The following is a 16,022-nucleotide window of genomic DNA, read 5'->3' as shown; positions in this document are numbered from 1 at the left end:
GCGATGAGACATTCATCGGGGCATCATCACGGTAGCACAGAATCAAAGACACCTCAACGCGGTGATTGGCGTGTTATTCGCGATCTTCTTCCCTATCTTCTAGAGTATCGCTTTCGGGTATTGATTGCCCTTAGCTGCCTTGTTGCAGCTAAGGTTGCCAACCTAGGCATTCCAATTGTCATGAAAGAGTTAATTGACTCTTTGGACATTAAGGCTAGCTCTCCACAGGCACTTCTAGCGGTACCTTTGGGCATTATTCTTGCCTATGGGTTATTAAGAATTTCTGCATCTTTATTTACAGAATTACGTGAAGCCTTATTTGCTAAGGTTACGCAGAATGCCGTCCGTAAAGTAGCGCTCCAAGTATTTGAGCATTTGCATTCCTTAGCACTGAGCTTTCATCTGGCACGTCAGACTGGTGGTGTGAGCCGAGATATTGAGCGTGGTACGCGTGGTATTCAATCGCTGATTTCTTATTCTTTGTACAGCATCCTGCCAACATTAATTGAGTTCTGTTTAGTGCTGGGCTACCTTGCTTATTCATATGACATTTGGTTTGCCGCAATAACATTACTAGCATTGGTACTCTATATTGCCTTCACGATAGTGGTTACAGAGTGGCGTACCCATTACCGTCGCACCATGAATGATATGGATTCAAAGGCCAATCAAAAGGCTATCGACTCTTTGTTGAATTTTGAGACGGTGAAGTATTTCGGTAACGAAGCTTTTGAGGCTGGTCGTTACGATGAGAATTTGTTGCGCTATCAAGCTGCTGCAGTGAAGTCGCAAAAGACCTTAGCATTCCTAAATCTTGGACAGCAATTCATTATTGCAATTGGTTTGATGCTCATCTTATGGCGCGCCACTGTGGGTGTCGTTAATGGCACTATGACTTTGGGCGATCTGGTTTTGGTGAACACCTTAATGATTCAGCTTTATATTCCACTGAATTTCTTGGGTGTGATTTATAGAGAGATTAAACAGTCATTGACCGATATGGATCGAATGTTTTCTTTGCTCAATACTGATAAAGAAATTGCTGATTCCCCAAATGCAAAAACACTACAAGTTCAAAATCATAGTCACGGACCAGATGTGCGATTTGAACATGTCTCGTTTCACTATGAGGCTAAGCGTGAAATATTGCGCGATGTGAGTTTCAATATTCCTGCGGGAACCATTACGGCAGTGGTGGGTCAAAGTGGCGCAGGTAAGAGCACCTTAGCCCGATTGCTGTTTCGATTTTATGATGTGCAGTCAGGAGCAATCTTAATTGATAGTCAAAATATTCAGGATGTAACTCAAGCCAGTTTGCGCAAAGCAATTGGTATTGTTCCGCAAGATACAGTTTTATTTAATGACACGATTGGCTACAACATTGCCTATGGCGATCCTTCCGCGACAATTGAAGAAGTACAAGAGGCGGCTAGGGCTGCCCAAATTGATGGCTTTATTAAGCGCTTGCCCGAGGGCTATGAGACGCAGGTGGGTGAGAGAGGTTTAAAGCTTTCCGGGGGTGAGAAACAGCGCGTGGCGATTGCTAGAACACTCCTCAAGAAACCTGCCATGCTGATTTTTGATGAAGCTACTTCGGCCCTAGACTCCAAAACAGAACGCGCTTTTCAGGAAGAACTTCTGAGTTTGGCTAAGAACAGAACAACCCTCATCATTGCCCATCGTCTTTCAACCATTACTCATGCAGATCAAATTTTGGTAATGGATCACGGACAGATTGTGGAGCGAGGAACCCATATGGAGCTTCTTACTCTTCAGGGCAAGTATGCTGAAATGTGGCAAATGCAAGAACGTGCCACTCTTGATTAGAATAGCTTGATGACTCAAAGTACTGCCTCATCTACTATCCTAGAAAGCAAGGAAGCTGTTCTTAAAAACGCTTTTGCAGCAGCAGTTGCCGTTGCTGACCCCCAAGTGATTGTCCCGAAATTTTTGGCCAAGATATTTCCGGTCGGGCAAGAGCCAATGCGTAGGTGTTTAGTAGTGGGTGCTGGCAAAGCAAGTGCTTCTATGGCTAGCGCATTAGAGGCTTATGCAAAAGTACATTGGCCACAAGTGATGCTAGAGGGCATTGTGCTCACACGTTATGGCCATCATTCACCAACTTCTCATATCAAAATAATTGAGGCAGGACATCCAGTACCCGATCAGGCTGGCATGGATGGGGCGAAAGAAGTTCTAGCATTAACTAATCGACTGAAGCAGGGCGATGTATTAATTGCATTGGTATCCGGTGGAGGCTCCAGCCTTCTGACCTTGCCGCAAGAAGGCATATCTATTGATGACATGCGCAAAACTACTGAAGCTCTTTTGCGGAGTGGTGCGCCTATCGAAGAAATGAATGTGGTGCGCAAGCATTTATCTGCAATCTTAGGTGGTAACTTAGCTAGAGTAGCAATAGCGCGTGGTGCCCGAGTAGAGGCCTTATTAATTTCTGATGTAACTGGAGATTCACCTGCGGATATTGCTAGCGGTCCATGTGCTGCTGACTATTCGACCTATTTGGATGCACTCAGTATTTTGGAAAAATACGATTTAGATGAGTCCTCCATTCCAAAGTCAGTACTAGATCATCTTCAGCAAGGTTTGGCGGGAGAAAAACCAGAGACCTTAAAAGACGCTGATTTAGTAGATGCCCAAGTAAGCAACCATGTCATAGCTACTGCCTATAAAAGCTTAGAGGCAGCTGCTGAGTATGTTCATGCACAGGGCTATGAGCCAATCATTTTGGGCGACACAATTACTGGTGAGGCTCGAGAAGTTGGTATTGAACAGGCTGGTTTAGTTCGTGACTATCTTGCAAGAGGAATCGCTAAACCGCTTGCCTTGATCTCTGGTGGCGAATGTACCGTCACCATTCCAGCGGGCATTAAGGGGCGTGGTGGTCGCTGTAGCGAATACCTGCTCTCGCTTTTTGCTGCCTCTAAAGACCTTCCTGCGTTCGCTGCTTTGGCTGCCGATACCGATGGAATTGATGGCAGCGAAAAGAATGCTGGAGCCTGGTTTGATAGCGCCGTGCGTCAAGCTAGCCAGACTGAAAGCCTGGTGCCAGAGAAATTCTTATCAGCGCATGATTGCTATGGCTTCTTTGCGCAATTAGGCGCTTTAGTGGAAACTGGCCCTACACTTACGAATGTGAATGATTTCCGCATCATCTTGCTAGAAAAATAATATGTCCAATAGCCCTACTCAAATTCAACTGACTCAGCCAGACGATTGGCACTTGCATATTCGTGATGGTGATGTGATGAAGGATGTTTTGGCAGATACTGCACGTCAATTTGCACGTGCCATCATCATGCCGAATCTCAAGCCACCAATTACTACCGTGGATTTGGCTAAGGCTTATCAAGATCGTATTCAAGCAAACCTCAATGCCTTGGGCGTTAACAGTTTTACACCTTTGATGACTTTGTATCTGACTGACAATACTTCAGCGGATGAGGTTCGTAAGGCTATGGCTGAAGGAATAGTTGGTTTCAAGTTTTATCCCGCGGGAGCAACAACCAATAGCGATGCTGGTGTTAGTGATCTTAAGCGCTGCCATGCAGCATTGGAGGCAATGCAGGCTGTTGGTATGCCGCTCTTAGTTCATGGTGAAGTCACGAGCTCAGAAATCGATATCTTTGATCGCGAAGCGGTATTTATCGATACAGTATTAGAGCCTCTGCGCAAAAAATTTCCTGACCTCAAAATCGTGTTTGAGCACATCACCACAAAACAAGCAGCTCACTATGTACGAGATGCAATGACAGGCGGAAAAAATACTATTGCGGCAACAATTACTCCACAGCATTTGCTTATGAATCGTAATGCTATTTTTACTGGCGGTATTCGTCCACACAATTATTGTTTGCCAGTACTCAAGCGTGAAGAGCATCGCATTGCCCTTTTAGAGGCTGCCACTAGTGGTAACTCTAGCTTCTTTTTGGGTACCGATAGTGCGCCTCATGCTAAGGGTGCTAAGGAGACGGCTTGTGGTTGTGCGGGTTGTTATAGTGCCTTTAATGCTTTGGGTTTGTACGCAGAGGCATTTGAAAGTGTTGGCAAGTTGGATCAGTTGGAAGGCTTCGCTAGTTTTTTTGGCCCAGATTTTTATTCATTGCCACGGAATAGCAAAAAAATTACCTTGGTAAAGCAAGCGCAAAACATTCCATCTGAATTGCCATTAGGTTATGCCACGATCGTTCCACTTCGCGCTGGTGAAACGATAGCTTGGTCGCTGGTTTAAAAAACTCAACTTCATTAGTTTCTTAGCCAAATTGCCCTGACTGCGTTAGACTGCAGGCGCAGAGTCAATTGGGCAATCGCCGCCTCTTTATTGAGGGGGAGGAAAGTCCGGACTCCATAGGGAAGGGTGATGGCTAACGGCCATCCACGGCGACGTGAGGAATAGGGCCACAGAGACGAGCGTATTTAGTTACGGTGAAACGCGGTAACCTCCACCCGGAGCAATCCCAAGTAAGCAGACGATGAGGCGTCCCGCTGAGTCTGCGGGTAGGGAGCTTGAGCCGTCAGGTAACTGACGGCCTAGAGGAATGATTGCCCCTAGATGCAAATCTGGGCGACAGAATCCGGCTTATCGATTGACTCTGCACTTATTCTGAAATGATTTCGACGCTGTAAGTCAGTTCCGCAGTTTTAGCCAACATGGTGGTAGCTGAGCAATATTTTTCATGTGAAAGTTTTACTGCACGATCTACTTTTGCCTGGTCTAGATCTTTTCCTTTCACCGTAAAGTGCAAATTGATCTTGGTAAAGACTTTGGGGTCATCCGATGCCCTTTCAGCCTGCAGCGCGACTTCGCAGCCGCTAATCGCCTGACGAGCCCTTTGTAGGATTAAAACCACATCAAATGCTGAGCAACCACCAGCACCAGCTAAAAGTAGCTCCATGGGCCTTGGAGCCAGGTTTTTGCCTCCAGCTTCAGGGGCGCCATCCATGTTTACGAGGTGGCCGCTCCCAGTTTCTGCAGAAAAGGCCATCCCACCATTACCCAACCAGCTTACTCGACATTCCATAGTAGTGACCCCTAACTTACTAAATTAATCAATATTATCAATAGTTTACCAATATTTATGAGCTTTAGTTAGGCTCTGAAAATCGCTCAAAAGTAGCAAAAAATTGATTTTGGTCAATTTTCTTGCATCGCACCATATATATGGATACAATAACCACATTGGTAGTCAGTCTTGTATAAGACTGCGACTTACCACCCAGTGTCTCCTCCACCCAAACATAGGTGGATTCCAACCCAGGACTCGTTCCTGGGTTTTTTTTAGGTTACAATTCAAGGCTTTACTGAATTACCGAGCCGGTCAGCGGTAATTTGTTGTACCAGTTAAATTGCAGAATCTGCGAGCTTGCAAACATAAGCAGGGCCAAGGTGGACGTAGTTTGGTTGGGGTAATTTTTTTGACTATAACAATTTGAGAAATCATGAAAACTTTTTCTGCAAAATCCCATGAGGTAGTGCATGAATGGTTCGTGATTGACGCTACGGACAAAGTCCTCGGTCGTGTCGCCAGTGAAGTGGCACTCCGTCTACGCGGCAAGCACAAGCCTGAATACACCCCACACGTTGATACTGGCGACTTTATTGTTGTCATCAATTCATCTAAGCTCCGTGTCACTGGCACTAAAGGCTTGAACAAAATTTATTACCGTCACAGCGGATACCCAGGTGGTATTAGCTCGACTAACTTCGACAAAATGCAAGACCGTTTTCCAGGTCGCGCTTTAGAGAAGGCTGTGAAGGGTATGTTGCCAAAAGGCCCACTAGGTTATGCCATGATTAAGAAATTAAAAGTCTATGGCGACGCCAGTCATCCGCATGCGGCTCAACAGCCAAAAGCGTTAGAGATTTAAGGAAACCAAATGGCTATTAATTACGGAAATTGGAATTACGGTACTGGTCGCCGCAAGAGTTCTGTTGCGCGCGTATTCATTAAATCTGGCAAAGGCGAAATCATTGTTAATGGCAAGCCTATCGATGCTTATTTTGCTCGTGAAACATCACGCATGATCGCTCGTCAGCCTTTGGCTCTCACAGCCCACTTAACGACCTTTGATATCAAAGTAAACGTTTCTGGTGGCGGTGAAACTGGCCAAGCTGGTGCGGTTCGTCACGGCGTTACTCGTGCATTGATCGACTATGACAACGCTTTGAAGCCAACCCTGTCTAAAGCAGGTTTGGTAACTCGCGATGCTCGTGAAGTTGAGCGTAAAAAAGTTGGTCTGCACGGCGCACGTCGTCGTAAGCAGTTCAGCAAGCGCTAATTTCTTTCAGTCGCTTCAGTTTTATCGAAAGGGTCGCGCAAGCGGCCCTTTTTGTTTCTACAATCTAGGTATTAAAGAAATAAAATTCATCTGTTGGTATTTTGGAGAATGGCATGATTAAAGTTGGCATCGTAGGTGGCACTGGATATACCGGAGTCGAACTGTTGCGTTTATTGGCGCAACATCCTGAGGTAGAGCTCACCGCAATTACTTCTCGCACTGAAGCTGGCATGTCGGTAGCTGATATGTTCCCATCTTTACGCGGTCGTGTTGCCCTAAAATTTACAACGCCTGACGAAGCTAAATTAAATGAATGTGATGCAGTATTCTTTGCAACTCCCCATGGCGTTGCCATGGCGCAAGCTAAAGAATTGCTGGCCAACAATGTGAAGATTCTGGATCTTGCCGCGGACTTTCGTCTCAAGGATGTTCAAGAATTTGCAAAGTGGTACGGCATGGAGCATGGTTGCCCAGAAATTTTGGCTGAGGCAGTTTATGGTTTGCCAGAAATCAATCGTGATGCCATTAAAAAGGCACGCGTCGTTGGTTTGGCTGGATGCTACCCAACGTCTGTGCAGCTTGGACTAGCTCCATTGCTTTCGCCAAAATCGACTGGTGGTAAGCAATTGATCGATGGTAATCATATTATTTCGGATTCGAAGTCTGGCACTTCTGGTGCTGGACGTAAAGCGGAGATTGGTACGCTATTGTCTGAGGCGGCTGATAACTTCAAAGCCTATAGCGTGAAAGGCCATCGTCATCTCCCTGAAATCGTGCAAGGCCTAAAAGCAATTGCTGGCCATGATCAGATTGGTTTGACCTTCGTGCCGCATTTAACGCCGATGATTAGGGGTATTCATTCGACTTTGTATGTGCGTTTAACTTACGCTGGTAAGGATGTTGATTACCAAAAGCTCTATGAAAACTTCTACAAAGATGAGTCATTTGTTGATGTGATGCCAGCAGGCAGCCATCCAGAAACACGTTCTGTACGGGGTAGTAATGGCATTCGGATTGCGATCCATCGCCCAGGCGGCGGTGATACTTTAGTAATTTTGGTGGTTGAGGACAACTTGGTAAAGGGCGCTTCAGGCCAAGGCGTGCAGTGTATGAACCTGATGTTTGGCTTCCCAGAGACCACGGGCCTTACCCAGATCGCTGTTTCGCCATAATGACCCTTCAGCAAGCTGGGCATTAAAAGCCTAAAATAAGACATACCCATTTGATTTAGGAGTGAACCATGACCGAATTAGCTACCCAACCCGCACAAGATTTAGCTGAGCCACCAATCCCATTGGTGTTCACGGATAACGCTGCTGCAAAAGTGGCTGACTTGATTGCGGAAGAAGGTAATCCAGAATTGAAACTCCGAGTATTTGTACAAGGGGGTGGTTGCTCAGGATTTCAGTATGGCTTCACATTTGATGATGCTGTGAATGAAGATGACACGCTCTTTGAAAAGAATGGCGTTACTTTGTTGGTGGATTCAATGAGCTTCCAATATTTAGTGGGTGCTGAGATTGATTACAAAGAAGATATCAACGGCTCACAATTTGTTATTAAGAATCCAAATGCACAAACTACGTGTGGTTGTGGATCTTCTTTCTCCGCTTAAATATTGAACTACGCTGGGTAGCAAGCGCCTAGAATTCTAGGACCCTTCGCTCCTGTAACGGCTGGCAAATTTGCTGGCCGTTTTTCTTTGTGGGCCCACGCAAGCCAGGCAAAAGCAAGACCCTCAACAAGTTGCGGATCAATTCCAGCAGTATCGCTTGTAGTAATTTCTAATGGCTGTTTGAAGAGCTGCTGCGACTTTACTTTGAATAAATTCATCAGGGCATTATTTCTGGCGCCACCTCCACAGACAATTAGCTTCTGGGTTTGCGGGGCATGACGCGCTAAAGCATCTAAGGCCGAGTACGCAGTTAAATGAAGTAAGGTGGCCTGTACATCTTCAGACAGATAGTTCTCATTACCTAAATTTTCTTTTAACCAGGTCAGATGAAAATCATCCCTGCCAGTGCTTTTTGGTGGCATCTTGGCAAAGAAGGAATCTTTCAACATCTTTGCTAGTAGCACTTCATTTACCTTGCCTTGTAATGCCCAGGCGCCATTCTCATCAAATGCATTTCCTTGGTGTTCATATATCCAGGCATCCATCAACATATTTCCGGGGCCACAATCAAAGCCGGTCACTTCACCGTTTTTGCGAAGTAGCGTGAGATTGGCGATGCCGCCAATATTCAGAATAGCCAAATCATCAAGCGATGAAAATTGCTGTGCATGAAAAGCGGGCACCAAAGGGGCACCATGTCCACCAGCAGCTAAATCCCGACTTCTAAAATCAGCGATGACATCAATGCCAGTTTTTTCTGCTAAGAGTGCCGGATTGAGTGTTTGATGCGTATAAGCCATGTCACCAAGGTGAGGCTGGTGGCGAATGGTCTGTCCATGCGCACCGATAGCAGTGATGGCGGATGGGTGGAGCTTGGCTTTTGTGAGCAGCTGATCGACAGCTACTGCATAAGCCAAGGCTAGAGCATTACCAGCTTGCTTTTCCCGGTGGAGCTCATTTGGGCCGGGGCTTTGAAGCTCAAATAAGGCTTTACGGAGCTCGGGTAAAAAAGGGGTGCTGACAGCCTCTAGAGCACTGGCTTCGCCATTCGGTCCTATCTTAGCTAGAACGGCATCTATCCCATCTAGGCTGGTGCCAGACATTAAGCCGATATAGAGGGGGTATGGTTTGTTCATGTGGCTCTCAGGAATGCGACAATTATGCTTTAGCAATTTAACTACTAATTTAACTGAATCAGCAATCCGAATCAGCATGACGGCTAAACCAGAACAAAAATATCCTTTGACCCCTGAAGTCTTTGCGGCACTTGAAGTCACCAAGCGTGGCTGCGATGAGTTATTGGTTGAGGCTGACTGGGTGCAGAAGCTAGCACGTAGCCAAGCTACCAAGACTCCTTTGCGGATTAAATTGGGTTTAGATCCAACTGCCCCTGATATTCATCTGGGTCACACCGTTGTTTTAAACAAATTGCGTCAGCTGCAAGATTTGGGGCATACCGTTATTTTCTTGATCGGTGATTTCACCAGCATGATTGGCGATCCATCAGGTCGTAACGCTACCCGCCCTCCATTGACAGCAGAAGATATCGCCATCAATGCGGAGACCTACTATCGTCAAGCAAGCATGGTGCTCGACCCCTCTAAAACTGAAGTGCGTTACAACAGTGAATGGTGTGATCCATTGGGTGCACGCGGCATGATTCAATTAGCAGCCAAGCATACTGTTGCTCGCATGCTAGAGCGCGATGACTTTACCAAGCGCTATCGCAATGGCGTACCAATTTCGATCCATGAGTTTTTGTATCCACTCATGCAAGGTTATGACTCAGTTGCACTAAAGAGTGATTTAGAGCTTGGTGGTACAGATCAAAAATTTAATCTTTTAGTTGGGCGCGAACTCCAGCGTGAGTATGGCCAAGAACCGCAATGTATTTTGACAATGCCTTTATTGGTAGGTCTTGATGGCGTTGAAAAGATGAGTAAGTCTAAGGGTAATTACATTGGTATCAGCGAGCCTGCTGGAGACATGTTTGGAAAGCTCTTAAGTATCTCGGATGATTTAATGTGGGATTACTTCACATTGTTGTCATTCCGACCAATGTCTGAAATTGATCTCATGAAGCAAGAAGTTGCTGCTGGACGCAATCCAAAAGATTGCAAAGTTCTACTCGCCCAAGAGATCGTTGCCCGCTTTCATTCGCAAGCTGCCGCAGAAAAAGCCTTAGAAGACTTTAATCATCGCGCTAAGGGTGGTGTACCAGACGACATTCCTGAGGTGATCCTTGCTGGTGGGTCAATGGGCATCGCTAACCTTCTCAAGGCCGCTGGTTTGGCTCCATCCACATCAGAAGCGAATCGCAATATTGAGCAAAACGGTGTAAAAATTGATGGCGCAACGATTACTGATAAACAGTTAAAAGTTGAGGCCGGAACTTATGTCGTGCAGGTTGGTAAACGGAAGTTTGCAAAAGTAACCCTCACTTAATTGATGGCAGATATGAGTGATCAAAAAAGTATTGAAGTAGAAGCAGAAAATCTGGAGCGACTTTCGGTAAAGTTGATTCAAGACAAAAACTGGGAAGCTCTAGAGAAATTACTTGCTCCAGAATGTCAATTTGTAAGCTCCCAGGGCGCATGCGATAAAGAAAGTGCAATGCGCCTAATGAAAGAGATGCATCTCGGCCCCGTTCGGTTTAAAGATTTTAAGGTGACTGAAGTTCAGGATAATTTAATAGTGAGTTTCTGGATTGCTGCGTTGGAATATCGTGATGGCAAAGAGCTTTCGCTGGAATACTCTCCACGCCTAAGCGTTTGGAAAAAAATAGATGGGCAGTGGCAATGCATTGCTTATGCTGATCTGATTGCCAGCTAATTCACATCCTCACAAATCGATGCTGACGCTTCCACTAGGTGGCGTTAGTCCAAAATGCTCATAAGCCTGACGGGTTGCCACTCTGCCACGCGATGTACGTTGTAAGTAGCCTTGCTGAATAAGGTAAGGCTCCAGAACATCCTCAATCGTGTCTCGTTCTTCACCAATAGCAGCTGCCAGGTTATCAATACCCACTGGGCCGCCATCAAACTTGTGCAAGATCGCCTCCAGCAATTTTCTGTCCATCACATCAAAGCCGCTTGGATCCACATCAAGCATTTTCAGCGCGGCATCAGCCATGGCCTTGGTAATCGTGCCAGTACCTTTTACCTCCGCATAGTCTCGTACACGACGTAGTAGGCGGTTAGCAATACGAGGAGTGCCACGCGCACGCTTTGCAATTTCAATGGATCCTTCGGGATCAATACTTGCTTTGAGGAGGCTCGCAGAGCGAGTAATGATTTTGGTGAGCTCTTCAGTGGTGTAAAACTCGAGTCTGGCCACAATGCCAAAGCGATCACGCAATGGATTGGTCAGCATTCCTGCGCGGGTGGTTGCACCAATCAAAGTGAATGGCTTGAGATCAATCTTCACGCTACGTGCTGCAGGACCTTCGCCAATCATGATATCTAGGCTGTAGTCCTCAAGCGCTGGGTAGAGAATTTCTTCAACAACTGGAGAAAGACGATGAATCTCGTCAATAAAGAGAACATCGTTCTCTTCTAAATTGGTTAGCAAGGCAGCTAGATCGCCTGGCCTATCTAAAACGGGGCCACTGGTTTGACGTAGATTAACGCCAAGCTCCCTGGCAATAATGTGAGCAAGGGTGGTTTTACCAAGCCCAGGAGGTCCAAATAATAGAACGTGATCTAAAGCCTCTTGCCGTGCTCTCGTAGCGCTAATAAAAATCTCTAATTGCGCCCTGGCTTTAGTTTGGCCGACATACTCATCGAGTTGTTTAGGGCGAAGGGCTCTTTCAAAGACTGCTTCAGCATTACCTGCTGCGCCACTCACAATGCGGTCATTACCTTCTGGTAAATCTTCGGGGATAGAGCTTAGGTCGTCTGTATGAATTGCCATGCTGCAAGTGTAGTGGTGTTTATCTATTAGGGCTTAGATAGATACTTCAGACCCATTCGAATGCCGTCCGAGATGCTGGTATCAGGTGGAATTTGCTTGAGCGCAAGGAGTGCTTCTTTTTCAGAATAGCCCAGCGCAAGGAGTGCTTGTAATACCTCGCTACTAGCTTCAATAGCTTGAGGTTTATCGCCTGTAATACCGAGATCAGGAGCAAGCTTACCCTTGAGTTCCAAGCAAAGACGTTCAGCGGTTTTCTTGCCGATGCCAGGAACTTGAGTTAGGCGCCCGGCCTCTTGTAAGGCAATCGCCTGAGCTAACTCATTGACACTCATGCCAGAAAGTACTGCTAGTGCCGTACGTGAACCAACACCACTAATTTTGATGAGCTGTCTAAATGCCTCACGCTCAGTTTCAGTGGCAAAACCAAAGAGTTGCTGCGCATCTTCTCGAACTTGAAAGTGTGTCAGTAGAGTGATTTTCTGACCTGCCTGAGGCAACTGATACAGAGTGCTCATTGGTACATCAACCTCATAACCAATACCTTGGCAATCGACCAAGAGGCGAGGAGGATGAACTGAAACGAGAATGCCTTGAATGCGACCAATCATGTAGAGATCTTAACCTGTGATGTGTATTTTTACTTGCTACGTTTCTTGGGGGTCAAGGCCGCAGTAATTGCTTTAGGCATTTGTGCATGATGGGCGGCGCAGATAGCAACACCTAATGCATCAGAAGCATCTGTACCTGGGGCACGATTCAGTCTTAGAAGGCGCTTAACCATCTCCTGCACCTGCGGTTTGGCTGCACGGCCTGTACCCACGATGGCTTGCTTGACTCTTAAGGCACTGTACTCTGCCACTGGGAGTTTTTCAGAGACGAGGGCTGCAATGACTGCGCCTCGAGCTTGACCCAGCATTAATGTTGAACGAGGATTTACATTTAAGAAAACCTCTTCGATTGCTGCAGATTCAGGTCGGTAGGTCTCTAGAACTTCTTTAACGCCGGCATAGAGGGCGCCTAAGCGCTCAGGCAGACCTTTCGCTGGATCTCCGCTTTCAATCGTCCCAGAAGCTACGTAGGTCAATTTTTGGCCATCGACATCAATGATGCCAAAACCGGTGACCCTTAAGCCTGGGTCGATACCTATCCAGCGCATATGCGTTTTAGATTTCCGTTTGGCTAATTGCCTAGTGGCGGAAGTGGCGTGTGCCAGTAAAGATCATGGCAATGCCATGTTCGTTAGCTGCTGCAATGATTTCATCATCACGCATACTGCCGCCAGGTTGAATTGCACAGCTGGCACCGCCATTTACTACAACATCTAAGCCATCGCGAAATGGGAAGAAAGCATCGCTAGCTACAGCAGAGCCCTGAAGACTTAAGCCAGCGTTTTCAGCCTTAATGCTTGCCATGCGTGCAGAATCTACACGGCTCATTTGACCCGCGCCAATGCCCAAGGTCATACCGTTGGCACAATACACAATGGCATTGGATTTAACAAACTTAGCAACACGCCATGCAAACATCATGTCGTGCATTTCTGTTGGAGTTGGTAGACGCTTACTGACAACGCGCATTTCATTTTCAAGAACGTTTTTAGCATCTGGAGATTGCACGAGCAGACCACCGCCTACACGTTTGAAATCAAAAGCATTAAATGCAGTACCCAATGGGATCTCTAGAAGACGAACGTTTTGCTTGGCTGCAAAAATTGCTTTTGCTTCTTCGCTAAAGCTTGGGGCAATCAGGACCTCTACAAATTGCTTGGAGACTGCTTCAGCAGTAGCGGCATCACAAGGCACGTTGAAGGCAATGATCCCGCCAAATGCTGAGCTTGTGTCAGTCTTAAATGCTTTTTGATAAGCCTCGAGTGCATTGCTTCCTACGGCAACGCCACAGGGATTGGCGTGCTTAATAATGACGCAGGCAGCAGCACCACCAGAGTTACCGGTAAAGCTCTTGACGCATTCCCAAGCAGAATCTGCATCAGCAATGTTGTTATAAGAAAGCTCTTTTCCTTGTAACTGCTTGTAATTAGCTAGTGCGCCGTCTACGGGGTAAATATCTTTATAGAATGCTGCAGATTGGTGTGGGTTCTCGCCATAACGCATCTCTTGAACTTTTTCAAACGCTAGGTGCAATGTTTCTGGATAAGCTGAGCGTGCTTTGTGATCCAAGTCATCGCCTAAGGCTGAGAGATAGTTAGCAATAGCGCCGTCGTATTGGGCTGTGTGTGCAAATACTTTTTTTGCTAAAGCTAAGTTGGTTTTGTAAGAAACAACGTTTTGATTAGCTTTCATTTCAGATAAGACTGGAGCGTAATCTTCCGGTGAGATCAGCACTGTGACGTCCTGATGATTCTTTGCAGCCGCACGCAACATCGCTGGTCCACCAATGTCAATGTTCTCAACCGCATCTTCGAACGAACAGTTTTCCTTGGCAACAGTCTCATTAAAAGGGTAAAGGTTGATGACCAGCATGTCGATCGTATCAATACCATGCTCTTTTAAGGCTGCCATATGTTCTGGGAAATCTCGGCGAGCCAATAAGCCGCCATGCACCATTGGGTGGAGAGTTTTCACACGACCATCCAGCATTTCTGGAAACTTGGTCAATGAAGAGACCTCGACGACAGGTAGATTATTTTCTGCCAAAAGTTTGGCGGTACCACCTGTGGAGATGAGCTTAATGCCTTGCTCATGGAGGGCTTTAGCAAAAGGCACAATGCCATTTTTATCGGATACAGAAAGGAGGGCTGTGCGGATCATATTTTTCGAAGGGTTTAATTAAAAAATGGCTTTGTTATATGTAATATTTACTTGAGTAATTGATGTTCAACTAACTTTTTGTGTAGGGTATTGCGGTTAATGCCCAGATATTGGGCTGCTAAGGATTGGTTTTGTTTAGCATGTTGCATTACTAATTCCAACATTGGCTTTTCAACTACTGCCAATACCATTTGATAGATATCCGTCGGCGCAGTTCCCTTGAGATCATTCAAGTAACCCTGTAACTGGGTTTCAATACATTCGGTAATCGGGTGCTTATTGGTCATAACAATCTATCAATGCAAAATTAAATAAAGAAAACTAAATACGCTTAAAGCTACGCCGCCTCTAAAAATAACAAGCGGTCAGAGTGGGATTTCATCTCGTCAAAATAGTCATTAACCATTTGAAGTTGAGTTTTACAGTCGTCAGCGGTATTCATACGCTGACGGAAGGCATGCGAATCACGCAAACCTTTGCAGTACCAGCCAATATGTTTGCGAGCGGTACGCAGGCCAATATGTTCCCCATAGAACTCATAGTGGTCCAAGAGATGGGCGTTCATGATGGACTGAATCTCATTGATCTCAGGAGTTGGAAGCATGCCACCAGTTTCGAGATAGTGATTAATTTCGCGAAAAATCCAAGGGCGGCCTTGAGCGGCGCGACCAATCATGATGGCATCGGCGCCAGTAATCTTTAAAACTTGCTCTGCCTTTTCTGGGCAGTTGATATCACCGTTAGCCACCACAGGAATACCTACGCTATTTTTGACCGCAGTAATCGTTTCATACTCTGCTTCACCATGGTAAAGATCCGCTCTTGTACGGCCATGCACAGTCAGCATTGAGATGCCAGATTTCTCAGCAAGACGCGCAATCTCAATTGCATTCTTATGTTCGCGATCCCAGCCCGTACGAATTTTCAAAGTAACAGGCACGGCATCTGGTCCGACTCCAACAGCATTTACAACTGCTTCTAGAATTTGCTGCACTAAAGGCTCATCCCGTAGTAATGCAGAGCCAGCAGCAACATTGCAAACTTTCTTAGCGGGACAGCCCATATTGATGTCGATAATTTGGGCGCCGTGATCTACATTAATTTTTGCTGCCGCAGCCATCATCGCTGGATCAGCCCCTGCGATTTGGACCGCAATGGGTTTGAATTCGCCAACATGGTTGGCGCGCCGTTGCGTCTTTTCACTTTTCCAAAGCAGGGCATTTGAGGCCACCATTTCAGAAACGGCATACCCAGCACCTAATTTCTTACAAAGCTGCCTAAATGGGCGGTCCGTTACCCCGGCCATAGGAGCCACAAATAACTTATTTGCGAGGAGGTGAGGACCAATATTCATCTAAAAGGGGCTTAGGCGGAAAGCATGACACTTTAGCATAGTCACACCCTTTTTTGCCTATTTTTTAGGCAGAATG

Annotated in this window: 17 protein-coding genes and 1 other RNA gene; 10 read left to right on the top strand and 8 right to left on the bottom strand. The window is 46.1% G+C overall.

Annotated elements, in window-relative coordinates:
- The first annotated feature begins 3 nt into the window (after nt 1-3).
- From ICN33_RS03320 to rnpB, 4 genes are all read left to right on the top strand, one after another.
- Nucleotides 4-1,827 (top strand): ABC transporter ATP-binding protein/permease, encoded by a 1,824-nt coding sequence (locus tag ICN33_RS03320; RefSeq protein WP_216194521.1) that lies wholly within the window; start codon nt 4-6, stop codon nt 1,825-1,827.
- A 9-nt stretch (nt 1,828-1,836) separates the two neighbouring features.
- Nucleotides 1,837-3,189: a glycerate kinase gene (locus ICN33_RS03315; protein ID WP_216194519.1), complete on the top strand. Its 1,353-nt coding sequence runs from the start codon at nt 1,837-1,839 to the stop codon at nt 3,187-3,189.
- A 1-nt stretch (nt 3,190) separates the two neighbouring features.
- On the top strand, nt 3,191-4,249 hold the full coding sequence (gene pyrC / locus ICN33_RS03310) for a dihydroorotase (RefSeq protein WP_216194517.1): 1,059 nt from the start codon (nt 3,191-3,193) through the stop codon (nt 4,247-4,249).
- A 60-nt stretch (nt 4,250-4,309) separates the two neighbouring features.
- An RNA gene (gene rnpB / locus ICN33_RS03305) (RNase P RNA component class A) lies at nt 4,310-4,616 on the top strand.
- Here rnpB and ICN33_RS03300 read toward each other — a convergent pair.
- The gene (locus ICN33_RS03300; protein WP_216194514.1) at nt 4,617-5,039 is read right to left on the bottom strand and encodes an OsmC family protein; all 423 of its coding nucleotides are present in this window, start codon (nt 5,037-5,039) and stop codon (nt 4,617-4,619) included. It lies immediately after the preceding RNA gene.
- A gap of 418 nt (nt 5,040-5,457) precedes the next feature.
- On the opposite strand from ICN33_RS03300, the gene rplM reads away from it, so the two are divergent.
- The 4 genes from rplM to erpA all read left to right on the top strand — a co-directional run bounded on the left by rplM (nt 5,458) and on the right by erpA (nt 7,912).
- Nucleotides 5,458-5,886: a 50S ribosomal protein L13 gene (gene rplM, locus ICN33_RS03295; protein ID WP_015422034.1), complete on the top strand. Its 429-nt coding sequence runs from the start codon at nt 5,458-5,460 to the stop codon at nt 5,884-5,886.
- Between the two features lie 9 nt (nt 5,887-5,895).
- The gene (rpsI, locus tag ICN33_RS03290; protein WP_071466175.1) at nt 5,896-6,297 is read left to right on the top strand and encodes a 30S ribosomal protein S9; all 402 of its coding nucleotides are present in this window, start codon (nt 5,896-5,898) and stop codon (nt 6,295-6,297) included.
- A 113-nt stretch (nt 6,298-6,410) separates the two neighbouring features.
- On the top strand, nt 6,411-7,469 hold the full coding sequence (argC, locus tag ICN33_RS03285) for an N-acetyl-gamma-glutamyl-phosphate reductase (RefSeq protein ID WP_216194512.1): 1,059 nt from the start codon (nt 6,411-6,413) through the stop codon (nt 7,467-7,469).
- 68 nt (nt 7,470-7,537) lie between these two features.
- Nucleotides 7,538-7,912: an iron-sulfur cluster insertion protein ErpA gene (gene erpA / locus ICN33_RS03280; protein WP_216194510.1), complete on the top strand. Its 375-nt coding sequence runs from the start codon at nt 7,538-7,540 to the stop codon at nt 7,910-7,912.
- Between the two features lie 8 nt (nt 7,913-7,920).
- On the opposite strand, the gene ICN33_RS03275 is transcribed toward erpA, so the two are convergent.
- A complete protein-coding gene (locus ICN33_RS03275) occupies nt 7,921-9,048 on the bottom strand; it encodes an anhydro-N-acetylmuramic acid kinase (protein WP_216194508.1) in 1,128 nt (375 codons plus the stop codon).
- Nucleotides 9,049-9,124: 76 nt separating this feature from the next.
- On the opposite strand from ICN33_RS03275, the gene tyrS reads away from it, so the two are divergent.
- Both tyrS and ICN33_RS03265 read left to right on the top strand, forming a co-directional pair.
- Nucleotides 9,125-10,357 (top strand): tyrosine--tRNA ligase, encoded by a 1,233-nt coding sequence (tyrS, locus tag ICN33_RS03270; protein WP_216194506.1) that lies wholly within the window; start codon nt 9,125-9,127, stop codon nt 10,355-10,357.
- A 12-nt stretch (nt 10,358-10,369) separates the two neighbouring features.
- Nucleotides 10,370-10,744, top strand: coding sequence for a nuclear transport factor 2 family protein (locus ICN33_RS03265; protein WP_216194504.1), 375 nt, complete (start codon nt 10,370-10,372; stop codon nt 10,742-10,744).
- Nucleotides 10,745-10,753: 9 nt separating this feature from the next.
- Here ICN33_RS03265 and ruvB read toward each other — a convergent pair whose 3' ends face one another.
- The 6 genes from ruvB to dusB are packed head-to-tail and all read right to left on the bottom strand — an operon-like array spanning nt 10,754 to nt 15,946.
- On the bottom strand, nt 10,754-11,824 hold the full coding sequence (gene ruvB, locus ICN33_RS03260; protein ID WP_216194502.1) for a Holliday junction branch migration DNA helicase RuvB: 1,071 nt from the start codon (nt 11,822-11,824) through the stop codon (nt 10,754-10,756).
- Between the two features lie 26 nt (nt 11,825-11,850).
- Nucleotides 11,851-12,432: a Holliday junction branch migration protein RuvA gene (gene ruvA / locus ICN33_RS03255; protein ID WP_216194500.1), complete on the bottom strand. Its 582-nt coding sequence runs from the start codon at nt 12,430-12,432 to the stop codon at nt 11,851-11,853.
- A gap of 29 nt (nt 12,433-12,461) precedes the next feature.
- A complete protein-coding gene (ruvC, locus tag ICN33_RS03250; protein ID WP_216194498.1) occupies nt 12,462-12,980 on the bottom strand; it encodes a crossover junction endodeoxyribonuclease RuvC in 519 nt (172 codons plus the stop codon).
- A 31-nt stretch (nt 12,981-13,011) separates the two neighbouring features.
- On the bottom strand, nt 13,012-14,592 hold the full coding sequence (gene purH, locus ICN33_RS03245; protein WP_216194496.1) for a bifunctional phosphoribosylaminoimidazolecarboxamide formyltransferase/IMP cyclohydrolase: 1,581 nt from the start codon (nt 14,590-14,592) through the stop codon (nt 13,012-13,014).
- 47 nt (nt 14,593-14,639) lie between these two features.
- Nucleotides 14,640-14,879: a helix-turn-helix domain-containing protein gene (locus ICN33_RS03240; RefSeq protein WP_068319558.1), complete on the bottom strand. Its 240-nt coding sequence runs from the start codon at nt 14,877-14,879 to the stop codon at nt 14,640-14,642.
- A 50-nt stretch (nt 14,880-14,929) separates the two neighbouring features.
- On the bottom strand, nt 14,930-15,946 hold the full coding sequence (gene dusB, locus ICN33_RS03235; RefSeq protein ID WP_216194494.1) for a tRNA dihydrouridine synthase DusB: 1,017 nt from the start codon (nt 15,944-15,946) through the stop codon (nt 14,930-14,932).
- Nucleotides 15,947-16,022 lie beyond the last annotated feature (76 nt).

The sequence above is a fragment of the Polynucleobacter sp. UB-Tiil-W10 genome (assembly GCF_018881605.1).
GTDB lineage: Bacteria > Pseudomonadota > Gammaproteobacteria > Burkholderiales > Burkholderiaceae > Polynucleobacter.
This window is presented reverse-complemented; position numbering and strand designations above follow the sequence as displayed.